This is a genomic window from Methylomonas sp. 11b (assembly GCF_000515215.1).
In the GTDB taxonomy this organism is placed as follows: domain Bacteria; phylum Pseudomonadota; class Gammaproteobacteria; order Methylococcales; family Methylomonadaceae; genus Methylomonas.
The window spans coordinates 4,562,051-4,584,795 of sequence record NZ_KI911557.1 but is presented as its reverse complement, the minus strand read 5'-3'; the positions used below and the strand labels follow the sequence as shown (position 1 = coordinate 4,584,795).

24 protein-coding genes are annotated in these 22,745 nt (G+C 52.7%); 16 read left to right on the top strand and 8 right to left on the bottom strand.

Annotated features, from left to right (window positions below; genetic code table 11):
- Positions 1-4 precede the first annotated feature (4 nt).
- Together METH11B_RS0122085 and METH11B_RS0122080 are read left to right on the top strand one after the other, a co-directional pair.
- Complete coding sequence (locus tag METH11B_RS0122085; protein ID WP_026603902.1) at positions 5-1,540, top strand: DUF4118 domain-containing protein; 1,536 nt, start codon at positions 5-7, stop codon at positions 1,538-1,540.
- The gene (locus METH11B_RS0122080) at positions 1,537-2,235 is read left to right on the top strand and encodes a response regulator (protein WP_026603901.1); all 699 of its coding nucleotides are present in this window, start codon (positions 1,537-1,539) and stop codon (positions 2,233-2,235) included. Before METH11B_RS0122085 ends, METH11B_RS0122080 begins: the two co-directional genes overlap by 4 nt.
- A 200-nt stretch (positions 2,236-2,435) precedes the next feature.
- Here the strand turns inward: METH11B_RS0122080 and METH11B_RS0122075 are convergent, their stop codons facing one another.
- Positions 2,436-2,795, bottom strand: a complete 360-nt coding sequence (locus METH11B_RS0122075; protein ID WP_026603900.1) for a hypothetical protein — start codon at positions 2,793-2,795, stop codon at positions 2,436-2,438.
- Positions 2,796-3,089: 294 nt separating this feature from the next.
- Between METH11B_RS0122075 and queF the strand changes: the two genes are divergently transcribed.
- From queF to tpx, 13 genes are all read left to right on the top strand, one after another.
- Positions 3,090-3,479 carry a preQ(1) synthase gene (queF, locus tag METH11B_RS0122070; protein WP_020485282.1) on the top strand — a complete coding sequence of 130 codons (390 nt, stop codon included), beginning with the start codon at positions 3,090-3,092 and terminating at the stop codon, positions 3,477-3,479.
- 7 nt (positions 3,480-3,486) lie between these two features.
- Complete coding sequence (locus METH11B_RS0122065) at positions 3,487-3,771, top strand: EscU/YscU/HrcU family type III secretion system export apparatus switch protein (protein ID WP_026603899.1); 285 nt, start codon at positions 3,487-3,489, stop codon at positions 3,769-3,771.
- Entirely contained in the window at positions 3,768-4,628 is an 861-nt protein-coding gene (gene asd, locus METH11B_RS0122060; protein WP_026603898.1) for an archaetidylserine decarboxylase, read from the top strand. The genes METH11B_RS0122065 and asd overlap by 4 nt, the downstream gene beginning before the upstream one ends.
- Before the next feature lie 108 nt (positions 4,629-4,736).
- A complete protein-coding gene (gene yajC, locus METH11B_RS0122055) occupies positions 4,737-5,087 on the top strand; it encodes a preprotein translocase subunit YajC (RefSeq protein ID WP_020485279.1) in 351 nt (116 codons plus the stop codon).
- 75 nt (positions 5,088-5,162) lie between these two features.
- Entirely contained in the window at positions 5,163-7,010 is a 1,848-nt protein-coding gene (gene secD, locus METH11B_RS0122050; RefSeq protein WP_026603897.1) for a protein translocase subunit SecD, read from the top strand.
- Between the two features lie 149 nt (positions 7,011-7,159).
- The gene (gene ndk / locus METH11B_RS0122045) at positions 7,160-7,591 is read left to right on the top strand and encodes a nucleoside-diphosphate kinase (RefSeq protein WP_026603896.1); all 432 of its coding nucleotides are present in this window, start codon (positions 7,160-7,162) and stop codon (positions 7,589-7,591) included.
- Complete coding sequence (locus METH11B_RS0122040) at positions 7,566-8,678, top strand: bifunctional tRNA (adenosine(37)-C2)-methyltransferase TrmG/ribosomal RNA large subunit methyltransferase RlmN (protein WP_020485276.1); 1,113 nt, start codon at positions 7,566-7,568, stop codon at positions 8,676-8,678. Before ndk ends, METH11B_RS0122040 begins: the two co-directional genes overlap by 26 nt.
- Positions 8,668-9,429 (top strand): type IV pilus biogenesis/stability protein PilW, encoded by a 762-nt coding sequence (pilW, locus tag METH11B_RS0122035; protein WP_026603895.1) that lies wholly within the window; start codon positions 8,668-8,670, stop codon positions 9,427-9,429. The genes METH11B_RS0122040 and pilW overlap by 11 nt, the downstream gene beginning before the upstream one ends.
- A 19-nt stretch (positions 9,430-9,448) precedes the next feature.
- Positions 9,449-10,735 carry a histidine--tRNA ligase gene (gene hisS, locus METH11B_RS0122030; RefSeq protein WP_026603894.1) on the top strand — a complete coding sequence of 429 codons (1,287 nt, stop codon included), beginning with the start codon at positions 9,449-9,451 and terminating at the stop codon, positions 10,733-10,735.
- A 33-nt stretch (positions 10,736-10,768) separates the two neighbouring features.
- The gene (locus METH11B_RS0122025) at positions 10,769-11,425 is read left to right on the top strand and encodes a YfgM family protein (protein ID WP_026603893.1); all 657 of its coding nucleotides are present in this window, start codon (positions 10,769-10,771) and stop codon (positions 11,423-11,425) included.
- Positions 11,426-11,453: 28 nt separating this feature from the next.
- Positions 11,454-12,665 (top strand): outer membrane protein assembly factor BamB, encoded by a 1,212-nt coding sequence (bamB, locus tag METH11B_RS0122020; RefSeq protein ID WP_036276318.1) that lies wholly within the window; start codon positions 11,454-11,456, stop codon positions 12,663-12,665.
- Between the two features lie 4 nt (positions 12,666-12,669).
- Positions 12,670-14,061, top strand: coding sequence for a ribosome biogenesis GTPase Der (gene der, locus METH11B_RS0122015; RefSeq protein ID WP_020485271.1), 1,392 nt, complete (start codon positions 12,670-12,672; stop codon positions 14,059-14,061).
- 26 nt (positions 14,062-14,087) lie between these two features.
- Positions 14,088-14,585, top strand: a complete 498-nt coding sequence (gene tpx / locus METH11B_RS0122010) for a thiol peroxidase (protein ID WP_026603891.1) — start codon at positions 14,088-14,090, stop codon at positions 14,583-14,585.
- 94 nt (positions 14,586-14,679) lie between these two features.
- Here tpx and METH11B_RS0122005 read toward each other — a convergent pair whose 3' ends face one another.
- Both METH11B_RS0122005 and METH11B_RS0122000 read right to left on the bottom strand, forming a co-directional pair.
- Positions 14,680-15,234, bottom strand: a complete 555-nt coding sequence (locus METH11B_RS0122005) for a hypothetical protein (RefSeq protein WP_026603890.1) — start codon at positions 15,232-15,234, stop codon at positions 14,680-14,682.
- 157 nt (positions 15,235-15,391) lie between these two features.
- Positions 15,392-15,781, bottom strand: a complete 390-nt coding sequence (locus METH11B_RS0122000; RefSeq protein ID WP_020485268.1) for a glycine zipper family protein — start codon at positions 15,779-15,781, stop codon at positions 15,392-15,394.
- A 459-nt stretch (positions 15,782-16,240) separates the two neighbouring features.
- Here METH11B_RS0122000 and METH11B_RS0121990 point away from each other — a divergent pair, with 459 nt between their 5' ends.
- Positions 16,241-16,747 (top strand): YkgJ family cysteine cluster protein, encoded by a 507-nt coding sequence (locus METH11B_RS0121990; protein WP_036278132.1) that lies wholly within the window; start codon positions 16,241-16,243, stop codon positions 16,745-16,747.
- Here the strand turns inward: METH11B_RS0121990 and METH11B_RS27270 are convergent.
- The 5 genes from METH11B_RS27270 to METH11B_RS0121965 form a co-directional block, all read right to left on the bottom strand.
- A complete protein-coding gene (locus METH11B_RS27270; RefSeq protein WP_026603887.1) occupies positions 16,730-17,014 on the bottom strand; it encodes a hypothetical protein in 285 nt (94 codons plus the stop codon). The genes METH11B_RS0121990 and METH11B_RS27270 overlap by 18 nt on opposite strands.
- 128 nt (positions 17,015-17,142) lie before the next feature.
- The gene (locus METH11B_RS0121980; RefSeq protein ID WP_026603886.1) at positions 17,143-18,948 is read right to left on the bottom strand and encodes a helix-turn-helix transcriptional regulator; all 1,806 of its coding nucleotides are present in this window, start codon (positions 18,946-18,948) and stop codon (positions 17,143-17,145) included.
- Between the two features lie 272 nt (positions 18,949-19,220).
- The gene (locus METH11B_RS0121975) at positions 19,221-19,730 is read right to left on the bottom strand and encodes a hypothetical protein (RefSeq protein WP_026603885.1); all 510 of its coding nucleotides are present in this window, start codon (positions 19,728-19,730) and stop codon (positions 19,221-19,223) included.
- 214 nt (positions 19,731-19,944) lie between these two features.
- A complete protein-coding gene (locus METH11B_RS28065; protein WP_026603884.1) occupies positions 19,945-21,813 on the bottom strand; it encodes a diguanylate cyclase domain-containing protein in 1,869 nt (622 codons plus the stop codon).
- A gap of 89 nt (positions 21,814-21,902) precedes the next feature.
- Entirely contained in the window at positions 21,903-22,715 is an 813-nt protein-coding gene (locus METH11B_RS0121965) for a Crp/Fnr family transcriptional regulator (RefSeq protein ID WP_026603883.1), read from the bottom strand.
- Positions 22,716-22,745 lie beyond the last annotated feature (30 nt).

Genomic DNA, 22,745 nt, shown 5'->3' with positions numbered 1-22,745 from the left:
ATTGATGAAATTATCTGGCGTTTTCGGCTCCAGCCCGAACTTAGCGAGAAACGAGCGTTTCATCGGCCATGCCTGGGGTTTAGCCGCGCCCTTCATTTGCACGCTGATCGATTGGCCTTTGCGCGACCTATTGGGACCGGCCAGCATCCTGATGACTTACTTGCTGGGCGTATTTCTGGTCGCCAGCCGCTATGGTCGCAGCGCGTCCATCGTCGCCTCGCTACTCAGCGCGCCAACCTTTGCCTTTTATTTTGCCCGGCCAATTTTCTCGTTTGCGATTAGCGACCTGGAAAATATCGTCGGCTTGGCGGTAATGATCATTGTCGCGAACGTCACCGGCAGCTTGCTTGAAAAATCACGCTTGCAAGCCGAGTTAGCCAAACAACGTGAATCGCATACTAATGCGCTCTATCGATTGAGTCGTGACCTGTCCGCGGCCCAGGATCACAACGCCGTTGCCCGTATCGCGGCCGAACATATCGACAATGAATTTGGTACGGATTCGGTGCTGCTGATTGCCAATACCGAAAACGGCCTGCAAATACAGACAAATCAGGTATTACCCGTTTCACTGCACAACATCGATCTTGCTCTGGCACAAGGGGCCTTCGAGAAAGGCGAAGTCAGACAGCAGCACCCTTTAAGCTATTACCCGCTGCACGGATCTAGTGCCGTGCAAGGTGTGTTAACCATCCTACAAACTGAAGCATTGGTCAGACAATCGCCGGAAGTAAACACCTTCTGCCATTTAATCGCGCAAACCTTGGAGCGATTTCAGCTAGCCGCTCAAGCCCGCGAGGCCAATCTGCAAGCCGAAACTGAAGCCTTGCGCAATGCGTTGTTAAGCTCCATTTCCCATGACCTACGCACGCCTTTGACCCGCATCATTGGTGCGGTCGGCACCGCTATCGAGAATGATGCCGGTTTATCAGCCATGGAACGCCAAGAGTTGAATCAATCTGTATTGGACGAAGCGCAACGCATGTCTGAGCTCACCGGCAAAATTCTGGATATGGCCCGCTTGAGCAGCGGTCAGATCATTTTGCACCGCAGTTGGAACGCCATTGAAGAAATCGTCGGCAGTGCCTTGAACCGCCTGGATAAACACTTACAGGACAGACCGGTACGCACGCTGCTGCCGGATAGCTTGCCGCTATTGTGGATCGACGCGGTACTGATGGAACAGGTACTGGTCAATCTGATCGAAAACGCGGTTAAGTATACGTCGCCGGGCAGCCCCATTGACATCGAAGCGATAGCGCTGCCGAAGCGCTTTCGCTTAAGCATAACGGATTACGGCCCTGGCATTGCCAAACATCAACAAACCCGGATTTTCGAGAAGTTTTATCGCGGCGCCACCGAAACCCAGCAAAACGGGGTTGGCCTGGGGCTGGCATTGTGCAAGGCTATCGTCGAGGCGCATGGCGGGCTTATTCAAGCCGATAACCGCGCCGGCAAAGGTGCGGAATTTAGCATTGAACTACCCCTGCATGCGCCGCCGCTGCTTGCAGAATCGGAAGCGCTTGGGAGCGTGGCATGACAGCAATCCCCCTGATTCTACTGATAGAAGACGACGCACAAACCCGACGCTTCCTAAAAACCAGCCTCACCCATCGCGGTTGGTCCACAATCGAAGCCGACTGCGGCAAATCGGGGCTGGCAATGCTGAATAGCGAACATCCAGATTTGGTGATCTTGGATCTAGGGTTACCTGACATGGACGGTATAGCGGTCACCCGTCGCCTGCGCCAATTGTCGGATTTGCCCATCCTGATCTTGTCGGCGCGCAGCCAGGAACAAAACAAGATCCTGGCACTAGATGCCGGTGCCGACGATTACTTGACCAAACCCTTCGGTAGCGGCGAATTGCACGCTCGTCTGCAAGCCTTGATGCGCCGGGTCGCTCGCAGCCGTAGCAACCTAGAGGTATTCGAAACCGGTCTATTAAAGGTAGATTTGACGCGTCGGAAAGTATTCGTCGCCGATAACGAAGTACGCATCACCCCTATCGAATATCGATTGCTCGGGATTCTGATTCGCCATGCCGGCGTGGTGGTCACCCATCGCCAGCTACTACAGGAAGTCTGGGGCGCGGAACACATCCACGATCAACATTATCTGCGTATTTACATGGGGCAATTGCGCCACAAGCTGGAAGTCAACCCGGCGCGGCCACGTTATTTACTGACTGAAGTCGGCGTGGGCTACCGCATGGCGATTGATGATACCGAGTAGAGCAACCATTCGAGATCAACTGGCAGCACAGGATTCCACTTCTTTAGTGATAGTCGCTTCGTTTTTATCGCCAACGACTATTTCAAGACTTCAGTCAATCGGGGCGAGACGAGGATTGGTATGAAATTACCGGAATATAGCGGAGCCAGCCAAAAGACTGGCCCCTATTTGCGGAAACTGCCGAAAGAAACGTAGCGAGCCTAATTCAATAATGCGCTTAAGTTGGCGCGCGCTCTGTTGGCGACAGCAGATTGGGCTTGAACTGGATTGTTTTGAATGTCCGAGATTAACTTCCCAACCACCTCTTGCGCCTGCTCCGGACTGTTGATTCTGGCCTGACTGTCGCTATTTTGTCCGCTGGCAGCCTGCGCCAATTTCAAAGATTCCTGGGACAAACTGACTGTGTCGCTTGGGCTTGGCTCGGTTCTCTCAACCTGACTTTGCGAATTACTTGCCTTTCTGCGCTCGGCCAATTCTTCAATTGCGCCGGCTTTTTGCTCTCTGGATACGCCTTGGCTAGCCAAGGAATTTGGGTTTGGGTATGTAGTGTTGATTTCCATCGTCGACTCCCCTGCAAATTGAACTTACATTCTAGCGGTTTTTACGATTCGCCTTAGCACTAATTTTACATCATTCGCCCCAAGTTGTTGACAATTCCGCCGACCAATTGTTTCGACTCGTTTAGGAAGGACAAACCCGGAACCCTACACACCCGCCAACGTAAAATAATGCTATAAATAATTGATTTTAAATGCTTAATACGCTATGGCATCTTAGCTGGTAAAATATAACCAGACTTAACCGGCGGATGTCATATCCGCCACTCCGGAATCCCTAGCACCCCAAATCAAGCAATGACTACAAAACCCAGCGCAGACCTCACCACTTTCGAAAACCCCAGGCCGGCGCGCGACTTTACGATTCGCATCGACATCCCGGAATTTACCTGTTTATGCCCGATGACCGGCCAACCCGACTTCGCCAAACTGGTTCTGGAATACGTACCCAACACATTGTGCGTCGAGCTCAAATCCTTAAAGCTGTACATGTGGACTTTCCGCGAGCGTGGTGCCTTTCATGAAGCGGTCACCAACGAGATTTTGGATCATATTGTCGCGGCGATTTCACCTAATTTCATGCGCTTGCGCGCCGAATTCAATGTGCGCGGCGGCATTTACACCACCGTAATTGCCGAGCATCGCGACCCAAGCTGGCAGGCGCCCGAATTGGTCAATCTACCTTGAACCTGACGTGAGCGGTAGAACCTTCTACAACAGCGACATTGCCGTCGCGCTCCAGTACGACGGCAAAAATGCGCCGAAGGTTACGGCTAAAGGCGAAGGCTTTACCGCTCAGCAAATTCTGGCCATCGCCGAAAAACACGGCGTACCGCTGCAAAACGAACCGGAGCTGGCGCGAATTTTGGCGCAAGTCCCGCTCGGCGAGGAAATCCCCCAACAACTGTATATTGCTGTCGCCGAAGTCATCGCCTTTGCGTATTTCATCAGCGGCAAAACCCCCGATTCCGAATCATGAATTTAAAAGAAATTGTTACCGTGCTGCCGCAATACGCATTGCCGCACCACGCGCTGTCCGGCTTGATGTCCAAACTGACCCATTGCCAAAACAAAACCTGGAAAAACCTGTTTATCAAATCCATCGTGCAGATGTACGGCGTGAATATGCAGGAAGCCAGGTTTCAAGACCTGGATCACTATCCTAGCTTTAATGATTTTTTTACCCGCGAATTAAAAGACGGTGCCAGACAAATTGCCTCAGCAGCCAACGCCATAGCCTGCCCGGCGGACGGTGCGGTCAGCCAAGCCGGACCGATCAGCAATGGTCGAATTTTCCAGGCCAAAGGCCACGACTACACCGCACTGGAGTTGCTTGGCGGCGATACGGAACGGGCACAGGCCTTTGAAAACGGTTCCTTCGCCACCATTTACTTATCACCGAAGGATTATCACCGGCTGCATATGCCCTTAACCGGCACTTTGAAAGAAATGGTGCATATTCCCGGCCGACTATTCAGCGTGAATAACACCACAGTTGGCGCCGTACCGAATCTGTTCGCGCGCAACGAACGTGTAGCCTGTATTTTTGACACTGACGCCGGACCAATGGCTTTGATTCTGGTGGGCGCGATTTTCGTGTCCAGCGTCGAAACCGTCTGGCACGGTGTAGTAACGCCACCTAGCATCAGCGCACCCAGAACTTGGCGTTATCAAGAAGACGCGCCGACGCTTGAAAAAGGCGTGGAAATGGGCAGGTTCAATATGGGCTCAACCATTATCGTCTTGTTCGGTAAAGAAAAAACCGCCTGGAATGAAGACTTGACCGCCGGCAAAGCGGTACAACTGGGCGAAGCCATCGGCCGGACGCTAGCATAAACCGGGCAAATCGACTGCGTAATGTGATAAGCACTGCTAGTGTGGCATAATGCGCGCCTGTCCGCCCGGCCGGACCATTAAAACGACGATAACAATAAGAGGATTACCATGAGTTTCTTGATTTCTGATGCGCTGGCCCAAACAGCGCCCACCGCCGTACAACCCGGTTTTGAAGGCATGCTGTTCCCGTTGGGCATTCTGATATTTTTCTATTTCCTGTTCATCCGCCCACAATCCAAGCGCAACAAGGAACAAAAACAAATGCTGGCTGCGTTGGGTAAAGGCGCGGAAGTGGTCACCACCGGCGGCATTCTAGGTAAAGTGGCCGAACTGGACGACAACTTCGTCAAACTGGAAGTATCCGATAACAGCTTTATTCAGGTACAGCGCCATGCCATCGCCAACATGATGCCAAAAGGTACTTACAAAACCTTGAACAGCAAAAGAACCAAAGAATAAGTTTGCTTTAACCCTGCGATATCCCCCGCTTTTATTCGCAACAGCCTGGCTGTCACTGCTTTTAATGGAATAACCATGCAAAATCATTTCCCTGTCTGGAAAAACATCCTAGTAATTTTCGTGCTGTTGGTTGGTACGATTTACGCGTTGCCCAATCTTTATGGCAACGACCCGGCAGTGCAATTGGCTTCGTCTAGCCCGACGCCATTGCAGCAGTCTCAGGCTGACGCAGTCGCCGCCAGCATCAAAAACGCTGGTTTTACGCTGAAAAGCTTCGAATTTGCCGACGGCAAAATTCTGGCGCGCTTCAACAATACCGACGAACAAATGAAAGCGGCGGACATATTGCGCGAACAAATGTCCGGCAAAGCGACAGTCGCCTTAAATTTAGCGCCTGCCACCCCTGCTTGGCTGCGCGCTTTCGGTGCAAACCCTATGCATCTTGGCTTGGACTTACGCGGCGGCGTGCATTTCCTGTTGGAAGTGGATATGGACAGCGCGCTGAAACAAGCGGAAGAGCGCTATACCAACGATATTCGCTCGGCCTTCCGCGATGCAAAAGTTCGGTATCAATCAGTTTCGAAGGAAGCTGGCGGCATCAAAGTCGTGCTGCCTAACGAAGAATCCAGAGTTGCCGCCACGGAAGTACTCAACAAAGACTTCCGCACCCTCGATCTAGTGGAAAGCGGTCCGAATGAATTTACGTTAAACATTCCCGAACGCAACCTGCGTGAAATCAAGAAGGCGGCGCTGGGCCAAAACATTACCACGCTGCGTAACCGGGTGAACGAACTGGGCGTAGCCGAGCCTATCATTCAGCAACAAGGCGACAGCCGCATCGTCGTGCAATTACCCGGCGTACAAGACACTACCCGCGCGAAAGAATTGTTAGGCACCACAGCAACACTGGAATACCGTTTAGTGGACGTGGAGCATGATGTGCAGTCGGCCCTGGGCGGTCACGAACCTATCGGCAGCCGTTTGTATAAAGACAAAAACGGCGCTCCGGTGCTGTTGAAACGTTCGGTTATCGTGACTGGCGACCAGATCACCGATGCGTCATCGGGCTTGGATCAAGACGGTTCACCTGCCGTATTCATCACGCTGGATGGCGTCGGCGCCAAGAAGATGGGCAAGATGACCCAGGAAAATATCGGCAAGCCGATGGCGGTGGTGTTCATCGAATACAAATCCGAAACCCGGGTCGTTAACGGCGAGAAAGTCCAACATAAGGAAAAAGTCGAAAAAGTCATCAGCGTCGCCACCATCCGCGACAGTTTCAGCAAACGCTTCCAAACCACCGGCCTGGATAGCCCTGAAGAAGCCCGCACCTTGGCCTTATTACTCAGAGCCGGCGCCTTGGCCGCTCCGGTTGAAATCGTCGAAGAACGCACAGTCGGCCCCAGCTTAGGTCAGGAAAATATCGATCAAGGCATGATGTCGATTACCGCCGGCTTCCTGCTGGTCGTGTTTTTCATGGTCGCTTATTACCGCGCGTTCGGTTTGATCGCCAACTTTGCTTTGTTGTTCAATGTCGTACTGCTGATCTCCATCATGTCCGTTTTGCAAGCCACCCTGACCTTGCCAGGCATGGCCGGTATCGTCTTGACTGTGGGTATGGCAGTGGACGCCAACGTGCTGATCAACGAACGGATCCGCGAGGAACTGCGTAATGGCTTGAGCCGGCAGGCCAGTATTTACGTCGGTTACGAAAAAGCGTTTGCGACCATTCTCGACTCCAACGTGACTCACTTCATCGTCGCAGTATTATTGTTCGGCTTTGGCACGGGCCCGGTTAAGGGTTTCGCGCTGGTCCTGATGATTGGGATTGCCACTTCGGTATTTACTGCGGTTACCGGCACCCGGATGTTGGTCAACTGGTTCTACGGCAACGATCATCGCACCGATAAAATTTCCATCTAGCCAAAAAATTGAGGCTCGGCGCAGCACAAACCGGGCCTATTCAGCCGTTTCGGAAAAGCACTATTCGGCAGGGCGTTTCTCAACACCCTGCCTGACAAGATATAATGCGTAATTAATTTTTCAATCACTATCCTCACTGGAGTTACACAATGGCAATCGAACGTACTTTCTCAATCATCAAGCCTGATGCAGTCGCTAAAAATGTGATTGGGGAAATTGTCAGCCGCTTCGAAAAAAACGGCCTGCGCATCGTCGCATCCAAAATGCTGCAACTGAGCCAAGAGCAAGCCGAAGGCTTTTATGCCGAGCATAAAGAACGCGGCTTTTTCAAAGACTTGGTCAGCTTCATGACCTCCGGCCCGGTCGTTGTGCAAGTATTGGAAGGCGAAAATGCGGTTCTGAAAAACCGTGAATTGATGGGCGCCACCAATCCTAAAGAAGCCGCTCCCGGCACCATTCGCGCCGACTTCGCGGTCAGCATCGACGAAAACGCCGTACACGGTTCCGATGCACCGGAATCTGCTGCGAGAGAAATCGCTTACTTCTTCTCTGCTGATGAACTCTGCGACCGTATCCGCTAAGCCAGCATTGATTAATCTGCTGGATTTCGACAGAAAAGGCTTGCAAGCCTTTTTTGTCGAGCTCGGCGAAAAGCCGTTTCGCGCCACTCAGGTGCTGAAATGGATTTATCAGGAAGGCATCTCCGATTTCGACGAGATGACCAACCTGAGCAAATCGCTGCGCAGTCATTTAAAAGAACACTGCCAGATCAAAGTCCCGGAAATCGTTGCCGAACAATTGGCGTCCGATGGCACCTGCAAATGGGCGGTACAGATGCACTGCGGCAATCGGGTGGAAACCGTTTACATCCCCGAAGAACGCCGCGCCACCCTGTGCGTGTCCTCACAAGTGGGCTGCGCACTGGCCTGCACCTTTTGCTCGACCGCCAAACAAGGCTTCAACCGCAACCTGTCCACCGCCGAAATCATCGGCCAGCTCTATCTGGCGCAACAAAGACTGGGGCCGGAACGCCGCATCACCAATGTGGTGATGATGGGCATGGGCGAGCCTCTGCTGAACTTCGACAATGTCGTGGCAGCGATGAATTTAATGATGGACGACTTTTGCTATGGCCTGTCCAAACGCCGCGTCACCATCAGCACCTCCGGTATTGTGCCGGCGATGAAACGCCTGAACGAAGTCTGTGATGTCAGCGTCGCCGTATCGTTACATGCTCCGCATGACGCATTACGCGACCAACTAGTGCCGATCAACGTCAAATATCCGCTGAAAGAATTGATGGAGGCCTGCCGCGAATACGCCAAAACAGGTCCGCGCAAACACATTACGTTTGAATACGTGATGCTGGACGGCATCAACGACAGCCCCGAAGATGCACGCACCCTGGTCAAATTATTGAAAACCGTGCCGTCCAAACTGAATTTGATTCCTTTCAATCCGTTTCCGCAATCGCACTATCGCTGCTCCAGTAACGCCGCTATCCTGAAGTTTCGCGATATTCTGCATAATGCCGGCATCGTCACCACCGTCCGCAAGACCCGCGGCGAAGACATAGACGCAGCTTGCGGGCAATTGGTCGGTCAAGTACAAGATAAGAGCCGCAGACATTTAAAGCTGCAAGCGCAAGGACTTTCGCATGGCCAATAGGCGAACAGCGCGCGGATTAGTGCTGATCGGTTTATTGCTGGGTGCCTGCGGCTTACTGCCGGAGACCCGCGACACGATGAGCAATGCCGAAAAAGCCAAGCTCAATTTACAGATGGGCGCCCGCTATCTGGATATGGGCATGCTCGAAGTCGCCAAGGAAAAGCTGGAAACCGCAGTGCGACTGGATTCCAGCAACCCGGAAACCCATAACGCGCTGGCGGTATTCTACGAGCGTATCAAACAAACCGAAGCGGCCAGCGAGAGCTATCAAACAGCCTTGAGTAAAGACTCGGACAACTTCAGCATCAAGAACAACTACGGGCGTTTTTTGTGCGAGCAAGGCAAATTCGACAAAGGCATCGCCCTGCTGCAAGAATCCATGGCCTCGCCGATGAACAGCCGGCCCTGGTTCGCGCTGACCAATTTGGGCGTTTGCCATGCAAAACAAAACGACATGCAGCACGCCGAAGAGTATTTTCGTCAAGCACTGCAATCTCAACCGGACTATTCGCCGGCCTTGCAGGAGATGCAACGCATCAGCTATCAGAATGGCCAGTTTATGTCGGCCCGTGCTTTTCTGGAACGCTACCTGGGTGTCGCCAAACATACCCCGGAAACGCTGTGGATAGCGTTTCAAACCGAACGGGCGCTGGGCAACAGCAAAGTATCCGAAGAATACCGCGAGCAATTGATTAGCTCATTTCCGGCTTCCAAAGAGGCTCAACAAGTAAAAACCGCGATCAGCAAATAATCCGGCAGCAAACAAGATCATGGCAAAACAACAACAGGCTATCCAAGCCATCCGCGGCATGCACGACATCCTTCCCGAGCAATCGCCTTATTGGCAGTGGCTGGAAGGCCAGGCCAGACAAGTACTGGGCGCATACGGCTATCAGGAAATCCGGCTGCCCATCGTCGAAAAAACCGAGCTTTTCAAACGCTCGATCGGCGAAGTCACCGACATCGTCGAAAAAGAAATGTATACCTTCGACGACCGCAATGGAGATTCGTTGACCCTGCGTCCTGAAGGCACCGCCGGCTGTTTGCGCGCCTGTCTGGAACACGGTTTATTGCACAATCAGAGCCACCGCTTGTGGTATTACGGACCGATGTTCCGTCACGAGCGCCCGCAGAAAGGCCGTTACCGGCAGTTCTACCAACTGGGCGTGGAAACCTATGGCATGCCGGGCCCGGATATCGACGCGGAAATCATCGCCCTAACCGACCGGCTGTGGAAGCAATTGGGGATTCGCGATAAAGTCGAACTGCAAATCAATTCCCTGGGTACCAGCGAAGAACGTCTGACCTACCGCGGCAAACTGGTCGACTATTTCCAACAACATCTGGCGGTTTTGGACGAAGACAGCTTGCGCCGCCTGGAAACCAATCCGCTACGCATTCTGGATAGTAAAAACCCCGACATGCAGGCCATGCTGCAACAGGCTCCGGTGTTGCTTGAGCACCTGGGCGAAGAAAGCCTGGCGCATTTCAATAGCCTGAAAGCCACGCTGGACGACCTGGGCATCGCCTACCAGTTGAATACCCGCTTGGTGCGCGGCCTGGATTATTACGGCAAGACCGTATTCGAATGGGTCACCGAGCACTTGGGTTCGCAAGGCACCATCTGCGCCGGCGGCCGCTACGACGGCCTGATCGAACAATTGGGCGGCAAAGCCAACCATGCCATCGGCTTTGCGATGGGCATGGAGCGCATCCTGGCCCTGCTCGAGTTGCTGGATAACGTACCGGTCGAACGTACCACGGATGTTTACATGATACGCGTCGGCACCAGTGCCGAAGTGGCCGGCATGCGCTTGGCAGAGCGCATCCGCGATGCGATTCCCGGCTTAAAACTGCAAGTCAATTGCGGCGGCGGCAGCTTCAAGAGTCAGTTTAAAAAAGCCGATAAATCAGGTGCAGAGTACGCCATCATCATCGGCGACGACGAAGCCCAACGCGGCGAAGTGGCCTTGAAACCCTTGCGTATCGACGCTGAACAAAGCACGCACAATCACGACCAACTCCTGCAAACCCTGCAAGACTGGCACAGCCAATAATCCCTTGTAACCTGAGAATAGAAGAGAACTACCGTGGCAATTTACGATACCGAAGAAGAACAGCTGGAACAGTTGAAAAAATGGTGGGAAGCCAATCAGACTTCATTGATCGCCGGTGTTGTCACCGCAATAGTATTGGTGAGCGGCTGGAATCTTTGGCAAAACCACCAACTGGACAAACGCAACCAAGCCTCGCAAATGTACCAACAATTATTGGACAGCGCGGCCAAGGACAATAGCGAATCCACCGAAAAACTGGCGGAACGCTTGCCTATCGAATTTCCCGGCACCGCTTACGCCCACTATGCCGGCCTGCAACTGGCCAAAAGTAAAGTGCAAAAAGGCGATCTGGAAGGCGCTAAAGCGATTCTGGAAAAATCAATCAAAGAAGCCGACAGCGATGAATTAAGACATGTCGCCCGTCTGCGTCTGATTCAGTTAATGTTGGCTACCGGTCAATACGAACAAGGCTTGCAATTGATCGCTGCGGTCGATCCCGCCAAATCCGAAGGATTTTCCGCCAGTTACGACGAATTGCAGGGTGACCTGTATGTGGCGCTGGACCGCTTGGACGAAGCTCGTAGCGCTTACCAAAGCGCAATCAGAACCGGTCAAGCCACGCCGTTGACTCAGTTCAAACTGGACGACGTCGCAACGCCGAGCAACGCTGCCCCGGCGACCGCCAATTAAGCTCACTCCAACGGATACACGCTTTAGCATGTTAATCAGGAACTTCAGATACCGCTCACTTTTCCCGCTGCTTGCTTGTCTGCCTATGCTGGCCGGCTGCGCGGGACTGGATGCCGGACGCGACTTTATCTCGGGCTTAACGGAATATATCACCGGCGACGACGACAACGCCGATCCACCGGCCGCCTTGCAGGAATATACCCCTGAAGTGCAAGTCGAGGTGCTATGGAAGGAATCAATCGGTAATGGCGCGGACGAAAAATATCTGAAACTGATACCCGCAGTCGCTGAAGGCACAGTCTACGTCGGCGACAACAAAGGCCATTTGCAAGCTCGCGGGGCCGGTAACGGCAGCCTGACCTGGGAAAACAACACCGATTACAGCTTCTCGGCCGGTCCCGGCCTGGGTGTACATACGGTGGTGATGGGTACCAGCACCGGCGAAGTCATCGGTTTTGACAAAGCCAGCGGCGAACAACGCTGGAAAGTTGACGTGCCTAGCGAAGTATTGGCCGCTCCCGTGGTGAGTCGCGGGATCGTCATCGTCCGTACCACCGACGGCAAGATCATAGGCCTAAAAGAAGATAACGGCGCACAACTCTGGACCTTCGAGCACAACGTACCGGCCTTGAGTATCCGTGGCACCGGCGCGCCCATCATCATTGATGACAATGTGATCGCCGGCTCGGCTAACGGTAAGCTGGAGGCCCTGCAATTAAGAGACGGCAAATCCATCTGGGAAGCCACGATCGCGATTCCAAGCGGCCGTTCCGAAGTGGAACGCTTGGTCGATCTGGATGTCGATCCGGTCGCGGCGCGCGGCGCGATTTATATTGCCGGCTTCACCGGCGGCGCGTCCTCTGTTTCGGAAGTGGACGGCGACGTGCTGTGGCGCAACGAAGCGGTGTCGTCCTACACCGGCCTGAGTCTGGATTATCGTTACCTTTATGTCAGCGACACCCAAAGCGAGGTCTGGCAACTGGATCAACGTAGCGGCGCCTCGTTGTGGAAACAAAAAGACTTACACAACCGCCAATTGACAGCGGCGGTGGTTTATCAAAATTATGTGGTAGTTGGCGATTTCGAAGGCTACGTACATTGGCTGTCCAATAGCGACGGCCGCCAATTGGGCCGCATTCAGGTCAGTAAAGCGGCGATAGAAGCCAAGCCGGTAGTCGTGGACGACACTGTTTACATTTACGCCAAAGACGGCACCTTGGCCGCCTTGAGAGCAAAATAAATTCATGTTACCCGTTATAGCCCTAGTGGGCCGCCCCAATGTCGGCAAATCCACACTGTTCAATTATCTAACCCGCAGCCGCGAAGCATTAGTCGCCGACTATCCCGGCCTGACCCGCGACCGCCAATACGGTCGCGTCAAACGCGGTGAACGCGATTGTCTGATAGTAGATACCGGCGGGATTACCAACGAACAGGAAGGCATAGACGTCTTCGCCAAAAAGCAGGTGGAAATCGCCTTGCAGGAAGCCGACGTCGTGTTTTTTCTAGTCGACGCCCGCGATGGCCTCAACGCCATCGACGAAGCCATTGCCGACATGTTGCGCAAGCTTGGCAAACCGGTAGTGCTGGTAGTCAATAAAGTTGACGGCATAGACAGCAATACCGTGACCAACGATTTTTATAGCCTGGCGCTCGGCGAACCCATCGGGATTGCCGCCACGCACGGCCGCAATGTCCACGACTTGCTGGATCGCATCGACGAGCTGTTGCCGGTAGTCGAGGACGAATTCGAAGAACAAGATCCGGGCATCGCCATTGCCATCGTCGGCCGCCCCAATGTCGGCAAATCGACTTTAGTGAATCGACTGCTCGGCGAGGAACGCGTCGTAGTGTTCGACGAAGCCGGCACAACCCGCGACAGTATTTATATCCCCTTCGAACGCAACGGTCAGAAATTCACCTTGATCGATACCGCCGGCATGCGCCGCCGTTCCAGGGTATCGTTGACGGTGGAAAAATTCAGCATCATCAAATCGCTGCAAGCTATCGAAAAAGCTCATGTGGTGATTTATTTGATCGACGCCCGCGAAGGTGTGACCGATCAGGATGCACATATTTTAGGTTTGGTCCTGGAAGCCGGCCGGGCCTTGATCATCGGCTTGAACAAATGGGATGGTCTGAACGCCGAACACCGCGATTTCGTGAAAAAGCAGATCGAAATCAAATTGTCGTTTTTGGAGTTCGCCGAAAAACATCCGATTTCCGCCCTACACGGCAGCGGCGTCGGGAAGTTGTTCGACGTAGTGCATACCTTGTACGACTCGGCCATGACCGATATGTCAACGCCCTTGCTGACCCGGATTTTGACCGACGCTCTGACAGCGCATCAGCCGCCACTAGTCGGTGGTCGAAGGATTAAATTGAAATACGCGCACCAAGGCGGCCGCAATCCGCCGGTGGTGGTAATCCACGGCACCCAGACAGACTCGTTACCAGGCGCTTACAAACGCTATTTGATGAATTACTTCCGCGACCAGCTGCGACTGACGGGTACACCGATACGCTTGGTATTTAAGTCGCCGGAAAACCCGTTTCAAGGCCAGAAAAACCCGCTGTCTGATCGCCAAGTGAAAAAACGCAAGCGCTTGATCGATTTCAGTAAACGAAAAAAATAACAACTCAAGATACCTGGAGCATTCCTATGGCAACCATCACTTTCCAAGGCAAGCCGATCAACACTATCGGCGACTTACCGGCGGTAGGTGCGCAAGCGCCTGATTTCCAGCTAACCAATCGTAAAATGCAGGATGTGGGTTTGGCGGAATTCGCCGGCAAACGTAAAGTGCTGAATATTGTCCCCAGCCTGGATACGCCCACCTGCGCTACCTCGACCCGCAAATTCAACGAAAAAGCCGCGCATCTGGATAATACCGTGGTGCTGGTGGTGTCAGCCGACCTGCCTTTCGCGCAAGTACGCTTTTGCGAAGTCGAAGGCATCAAACACGTGGTGCCGCTCTCCAGTTTCCGTTCCAAATTTGCACACGACTACGGCGTCGAACTGTTAGACAGCATTTTGGCCGGCCTGACCGCGCGCGCCATCGTCATCATCGACGAAAACGACAAGGTGATCTACACCCAATTGGTTAGTGAAATTGCCGACGAGCCTGATTATGTCAGCGCATTGGCGGCGTTGCATTAATCGTAAACCGGAGCGCCGAGTCCGATTTTCAGCTCGGCGCAATGAACATTTCTAATGACCCATCGCCTCCGACTGTGCCAAACCGCTGGATTTATTAAGCCTTAGCCAGGCGTTCCGCTTGATCGTACATCGCGCAAAATAGCTGAATAACGACAAAAATCATGGTCCGGGTGGTGCGCAGCGCATCCGGATCAGTCGGGCTTTCGGCGACATATTCGCTGATCGTTTCGTCCATGAATTTAACCAAGTCAGGTTGCGAGTTGCTATCGATCAGGCGCTCGGTAAATCGATTCTGAAATTTATCGCGAAACTTCGTATCCATCTGGTTACCCGGCATGAATGCCTGCAACTCGGCATCGAGTAAGGCGGCGGTGTTCTGTAACCATTCCATGCTCAAGACCCGCTGATCCGGCAAATCGCCGAAAGCATGCTTGAATACGCAAATCACATCAAAACAAAGATCCATGAATAGATTCGCCAGGTTCCGATCCTTATCGGCAATCAACGCCGAAAACACGCCAAAGATGGTTTGCGCCAAGGCAGGCTGCTCGGTTTGGAATTGCTGAAGTATGGCGCGGCCAGCATTTTCATCCTGGCTTTTGGCGTATTGCAGGGCCTGATACAACTCTCGGTCGGTTAATTCACGCATCGTCATTTCTAAATAAGTTCAACAAATATCCCGACGATATAGTATCAAGCCCCTGCCTGATAACGGATATTTATAATGTGTAGAACTGTTATTCTCTCGGTCCTTAAATAGCGGCTCTCCCGCGTACACAGCAATCAGGTATTTTCAGAGGTTTTCTTTAGTTAACCAGCGTATGACCGCGTTGACGCATGCAGGTTTTAAATGCCCGTTTAAAGCCCTCGTTGGCTTTGTACCCTTCCCACAATCCTGCAGGAATAGCCAATATAGCGCCACCGGCGGCACCGGTTGCGGCGCTGCCGGCTATCGCACCGACTGCCGCGCCACCCGCAGCACCGGTAACCGCACCGACGCCCGCGCCCATACCGATTTCTTTGGTGATATCCGACGCTTGTTCCGCCAGCGACTTGCACTCGACCATGTCGCGTTGCGCGGTTTCCGGCTGTTGGTCCAAGCGCGGATCGATGATCGGATGCCAACCACTCATGGATGCGCAGCCGCTGGTTAATGTGGCAAGTACCAACATAGTGGGTAAATATTTTTGTGTCATTTTTTCTCCAAAACAGACATGTTTAAATCGTTAGATAACATTTCAGCATTTATGCTTAAGACATAGAGCGATGCCGCTGCGGGATGGACACCGCGGCACGCATTAGAAGTGATAAAGTTGTGGGATATTGCTGCCGACTGGTTTGTACCATTCCTTAAAATCTATCGGCAGCTCGAGTAAGGGCGCTGTTATGCAATATTTTAAGAGGCCGTCAATGGCAACATAAGTGCCGCCGCCAATGCATTTTTCGCCAAGCTGTTGATTCAATAAAGCATTCGAGTCGCACATAATCACTCCACAAGTTATTCACTTGCGGAAAATTCTAAGTTTGGCGACTTAAAATCTACTTAAGCTTTGATTAGGATCCGGTTAAAAGCAGCCGGCTATTTAGACCGCGCCGAACCGGCGTCATGCTCGGAAAGGCTTTGCAAAACCTGGTTAAACAGGCAGTATATTCAAATGAATACCCTCACCCAGCTCCAGACAGATATCAATACGCGCGTAAAAACCATCCGCGACGGCCAACCCGATTGGCTATGCCGCCAGGGTTGCGATAGCTGTTGCCGACGGCTTGCCGCAGTACCCAAAATCACCGAGGAGGAATGGCGTTGCCTGCAAGAAGGCCTAAAGGACTTACCTCCGGAGCAACTTCAGGAAGTCGGCCGGGCGATAGCCGCACTGGCCGGCCAGACGTCGCGCCCGATCATCTGCCCGCTGCTGGACCAGGCGAAAGGCGCCTGTCTGGTCTATGCCCACCGCCCAGTGGCTTGCCGAACTTACGGCTTCTATGTCCAGCGCGACCAGGGGCTTTACTGCAAGGATATCGAATCGCTCGTTACCGATGGCGCGCTGAACGAAGTAGTGTGGGGCAATCATGACGGCATCGATCATCGACTACTCGCTCTAGGCGAGTCGCGCGAATTGCCGGAGTGGTTTGCGGATTGGTCTCTAGCAGACTTGAAATAAGGCTCCTGCCTCGCAGTGAGCTAATTGAGGGCAATGCGAACAAATGCTTGCCACTTCCGACAATAGATCATTCTGCCTTTCCTCCTGAATTTGCCGCAACAAATACGCATTAAATTTATTGTCGGGTGGCTTGATATATAGCGGATAGCCGAGCCCGAGTAACAAAGTGCTGGCGAACTGGGCTTTGCGTCCGCCATTGTCTATCATCGATTCCTCTTCCAAAAATCGCGCAAGCGGGCAATTTCGCCCGAAGTCTATTTTGCTCATTACCGTATGCTTTTTACATAAATTCATGTAAAAAGCATACGGTAATGAGCAAAAAAAATAACCACCTGTATATGGTAATTATTTAGCACATATATGCCAATCACATAAAATCGAAGAGCTTGGATGCGCTACTTGGTAGTAATCAGACCGTGATCGATGGCAAAGCGCGTGACTTCGGCCGTGCTGTGCAGGCCTAGATTTGCCATCAGGTTCCTGCGGTGCGAGATGACCGTTGGCGTGGCTAGGTGTAGCTGTCTTCCGATTTCGGCAGAGGTCATTCCCGTAGCAATCATCCCGAGAATCTGCCGCTGCCGCTTGGTCAGACTTTCGGCTGCTTTAACGTTTTCTGCCTTAGAGGTTAAAGGCGATGAACTTTCGCGTATGAGCGATTCAATCCGCTTCAGCAAGTCCACACCTTCTTCATTCAGGCGCTTGCGTTGGCTAATATCCAATATCGTGCCGACCATGCGTAGCGGGTTATTTTGCCTGTCCCGAAGGGTAACCCTGCCTCTTGCTTCGACCGATACCCAATGGCCATCCTTGTGCCTCAACCGGTGTTCGCTTTCGAAGCTGACGGTTTCACCCTGCAAATGCGCTGAGATTTTCTGTTTGAAGTGTTCAAGGTCCTTGGGATTGACCAAATCCATCCAGTCGTCTTCGTTGTCGCCCAACTCCTCCTTGTTGTAGCCGAGTAATTCGAACCAGCGATTGCCTGTTGTGACTTTACGTTCAGGAATATGCCAATCCCATAAAACCAATCCCGATGCCGCCAGCGCCATTTCGAGTTGTTCCTCGCTTTCTGCCAGCGCCATTTCGGCCTGCTTTTGCTCGGTAACATCCTGGCCCATGCCCATCCATTCGAGAATGCGGCCTTGTCTATCGCGAACCGGCACCGCACGCACGTTCATCCAGCGCCATACGCCATCATGGCGGCGAATGCGGTGTACGTTCAAGAACGGTTCGCCGCGCTCGACTGCGGATTTCCAGAGCGCCGCAGCCGCTTCGACATCGTCGGGATGCACGACCTTGGCCCACCCCGCGCCGAGCATTTCTTCCGCTGTCTGGCCGGTGAATGCCATCCACGCCGGTTGGGGGGCAACCTGAAGACCATTGGCAGGGCAGAACCATGTCACGACACTGGTTGTTTCCACCAACGTTCGGTAGCGTTCCTCGCTGGCCTGCAAACTGGTCAAGGCTTCGCGCTGGACCGTAATGTCACGACCAACCGACTGAATTTCCTTGAGTATGCCGCCAATATCGTAGAATCCTCGATTGATGAATTGCATCCAGCGCAGTTCGCCCCCAGCGACATACACCCTGTTCTCGATGGTGACGACGGGGTGGTCCGGCGACATCTCGCTTAGCCTGGCCTCGATCATGGGAATATCGTCGGGATGGGCTGCCGGATGCCAGCGATGACCAATCAACTCGTCGGCGACTTTGCCAAAAACCCGACAAAAAACATCATTGACGAACAGAAAGGCTCCGTCAGGCAGGAACCGACTGATAACCTCGGTCTGATCTTCCACGACTGACCGATAGCGGGACTCGCTCACTTCTAGTTTTTGAAGACCTTGATAGCTTGCGGTTCTATCGACGATTGCCCCCACGGCCACATCAGAGCAATCCCCAAAACTTGAAATATTGAATTCATACCAACCCGTCGAGCCATCCTTGCGCTTCTGCGGGATGATGCCGGTATAGGTGCTGCCCTCCGCAATAGCAGCGTAAGCCTCACGCCCGAATGCCTCATAGCTGTCCTGGTCAAGAAACAGGTTTCGGGTAGCCTGGTTAATTAGTTCATCCGGCTCGTAAGCAAAAATACGATGCATGGCCGCGTTGGCCCAAACGATGTGCCTATCCTTAATTATCGCGATGGCGATGAAATCACTATTCAGGATTGCGGCTGATTGACCAATTGATTTTTCGAGCATGACGCAGACCCGGCTTGTAGATAGCCAGGTATTTTGCCAGAAGGAACGCTTTAAGCGTCGAGTAATTGCCCCACTTTTCTATTCCAAGCATAAGGCTAGGGAAATGAGGGAACCCACGAGTTGAGTTCCCATGCCTATTTGCTAACCCGGCCCTTAAATATTGTCGCTCCAGTCAAGGCGGGAGCGACAATATTGGCTTCGCTGCGCAGTCTAAACGGCTCCCGCCTTTGCGGGAAGACGACTCCAGGTAATTAAGGGCCTAGTCAACAATATCATTCCGCAGGCGGCGAATGATGGCTATTGTGACCGGGTATGTCCGGATTGCCGTGGTCCTGGGTTTGGGCATCGAACCACTCATGCAGGGCCTGAACGAATTGAGGATATTCGGTGGAAAAATGAATCTGTCCGCCGTTATCCAAGGCTTGATATAGAACTTTTATATCGTCGACTTTTGCCTTTTTTAACTGCGCCAGTCCAGGCATATCCGCACCGTGCAAACGTTCGGTGACCGAATAATCTCCCGCTTTGTATTGTTCAGCCCTTTTTTGCAAATGCGCCTGGATCAATTTGATTTGCGAGGTGTTGTCCGCCGATTTGATCACCACATGCTGGACGCCGCCGTGAACCGTTTTGGTAAAGGTTTGTACCGTCCCCTTCACCGCGTAAGGCACTATTGTCTGTAATTGTTCTTGATTGATGGGTTTAGCGGGCGCATGTTCAATGGCTTGCACGACGATAAGGCATTGCAAAAGGCCCAGTATTATTAATAGGTAGTGTTTCATGGCGATACTCCGAGTAAGTTAACATTCATCCTGAACACTGAGTTTTTATCCGGTCGTTCAATACCGTTTGCTCCGAGCTTGCCGGAGGATATAGCCCACTTGGCTTCGATAAACTTAGCCGGAGCGGGATACCGGTAATAAATAGGGCCGGATTAGCAACTTAGTAATTCGCTGGCTCCGTTCTTTATACACAAAATCCGTTTTGGCAAAATCCTTAAGCTTTCCATTGACCGAATTGATTGAGGCGCTCGACATTGTCGGGTAAAAACACATGTACCTGATTACGGCCTTTTTCTTTGGCTCGGTAGCACGCGCTATCGGCGTTATTTAAAAACTCATCGACATCTCGAACACTACAGGTCACCGCGGCTACTCCGATACTGGCGCTAACGGTAAATTCGGTATCCCCCCAGTTAAATTTGAAATTGCGCAGGCTATCGCACAGTTCATGGGCGATATTGCGTGCCTGGTCAAGCGTGGTGTGTTCCAGCAACAACGCGAACTCGTCACCGCCCAGCCGGGCCAGAGTGTCGCGTTGCCGCAGTTTGGAGGACAAAACGGCACTTATTCTGCGCAATAATTCGTCCCCGGCTGCGTGTCCGCAGGTATCGTTAACCTGCTTGAAATGATCCAGGTCGATATAACAAAGCGCGTGTTGAAAATAGCCGGGGCGGGCACTGGCCAATACTCTGGTCACCCGTTGTTCGAAGGCTGTCCGATTGACTAGTCCAGTCAAAGGATCGTGGCTGGCGTGATAGGCCAAACTCCGAATTTTGGTATGAGATGCGGACATGTCCCAAAACACCAGTACCACGCTGTCGACGAATCCATCCAGCGCGACCGGATAAAACGAATATTCGACCGGAAATGAACCGCCATCCTTGCGCTTAAAACTGGCGACACTGCGCTGACCGGCTATATCGCGGGCAAGGTCTGGCGACCTGAGAGCTTCCAGGGCTAGTGTTAAATCGTCAGCTAGCATGGTGATTATGTCTTGCCCCAGAGCGTCTTCTTCGGAATAACCCAACATCTGCAACGCGGCCCGGTTAACGAAGCTGCAACGACCATTCGCATCCAATCCGACAATACCTTCGCCGGCCGAATCCAGCAGTAAGCGAAAGCGCCTCTCGCTGTTGCGCGCCTCGGTATTGGCGTGTTTGAGCTTAACTAAGGTGGCGTCAAGGCTGGCATTGGCGGACTTGAGGATGGCGCATTGTTTTTCCAGTTGCTCAGTGCGCTTGAATACCAGTTCCTCCAGGCGTTGCCGGTAATAGCTCAGTTCCTGCTCGGTTTCCTTGTCTTTGGTAATATCAACCAGGACACCCTGCAAAAACAAACTATCGCCAGCTTCATTTCGCACCACATTGGCTTCGTCCAGAAACCAGCGATGGTGTCCGTCGTGATTGCGTAATCGGTATTCGCATCGCAAAGGCGCATGATGTTCATAGGTATAGGCGTAGGCTTCCACGGTCACGGCCAGATCGTCCGGATGCACCTGCTTAAGCAAACCTTGCGGATCATCAAGCCAATCTTGCTGGGTATAGCCCAATTGAGAAATTTGCGGGCTGACATATAACAGCTTTACCGGCGTTTCCAGCGATGCGATATAGGTGATGACCGGCATTTGTTCTACCAAGCTCCGGTACTTAGCTTCCGCCTCACGCAATTGCTCCAGGGCTTCGGTCTTCTCCACAAGCATTTGTTGTTCATGCTGCATTCGGCAAACTTCAGTGGGCGATTCGGCGTCCGCGACACTAGTGCAGTGGTGAGATTTTCCCGCTAATAATGTCGCATCATCCAATGCTGCCTGTATCAGGTTCGAAACATTGGGCTGCTTGACCGTTTCCGCTTGATTGGCGATATAGCCGGCGTCCAGCATATCCGGCGATTGCCGGTCCCAGCGCGATCGTTCGGGCTGACGGTCTTCAGCGAGTTTGAGATCGTGATGACTGGGTTCTTCCTCGCAAAATACCGAATCGTGATCTTGAAACGCCGCTAAGGAATGTTTGTTAGCCATCCGATTGGCAGGATCGTAGTCCATAACTAGTAAGCAGCTATTGGCTCTGGCTGATGCAGTGTTCATAAAATCGCCCCCCTATCGGTGACTGGGTTTCAATAGCCTGAGTGACCAGACAAAATCACGGGGCGATTTTTCAGCGCCGATAGACTTTATCAGCCAAACGCGTAGCGCTTCCTGAGATCTTTGACATGTCCATAAGACGTTATTGCAGTAATAGGTTTGGACAGCGGTGACAGATTAGCGCTAATAGCCACTAGCCGAGCAAACTCGTTTTTGATGACCTGGTAACACTCGCAACTTTGCGCTTCCAGGCCGGCGCGCTCCAGTACGCTGATATGCCCACGGCAATACCGAATCACCCCGGCTTGCTGTAATTTCCCGGCAGCCTCGGTGATACCTTCGCGGCGTACGCCCAACAGGGTGGCGATGGATTGTTGCGTTATCGCTATCTCGCTCCCACTCTGCCGGTCCAGAATCATCAACAGCCAGCGCGAGAATTGTTGATCAATTGAATGGTGCCGGTTGCAGGCGGCTATCTGCGTCATATGCGTAATCAATGCCTGGGTATAGCGGAGTAACATGCCATGTAACGCGCCGCTACGCTGTCCGCCTATCCGTTCAATTTCCTCCTCAAATAGACTCCTGCGCAAACGATAGGCATAGCCCGGTATGACCACGACAGCTTGATGCGGCATGGATTCCCCACCCATGAACAGCGAAATGCCCAGCATGCCTTCGTTGCCGATCAAGGCCAGTTCGCTGGAGGCGCCATTCTCAGTAAAGTAAAGCTTGGCTATCACGCCGGTGACGGGAAAATAGACATAACGCAGTGATTCATCCGGTTCACAGAGCACATCGCCACAACGCATTTCAACCCGTTCCAGTAGTTTTGAAACGTGCGCGTAATTGGCTTCGGGCAGCATGGCGAGTAGCTGGTTTTGTCTTGGCTGGTCCATTTCACTCATCAGTTATTTCCGGATTGTTTGGCGAGGGCT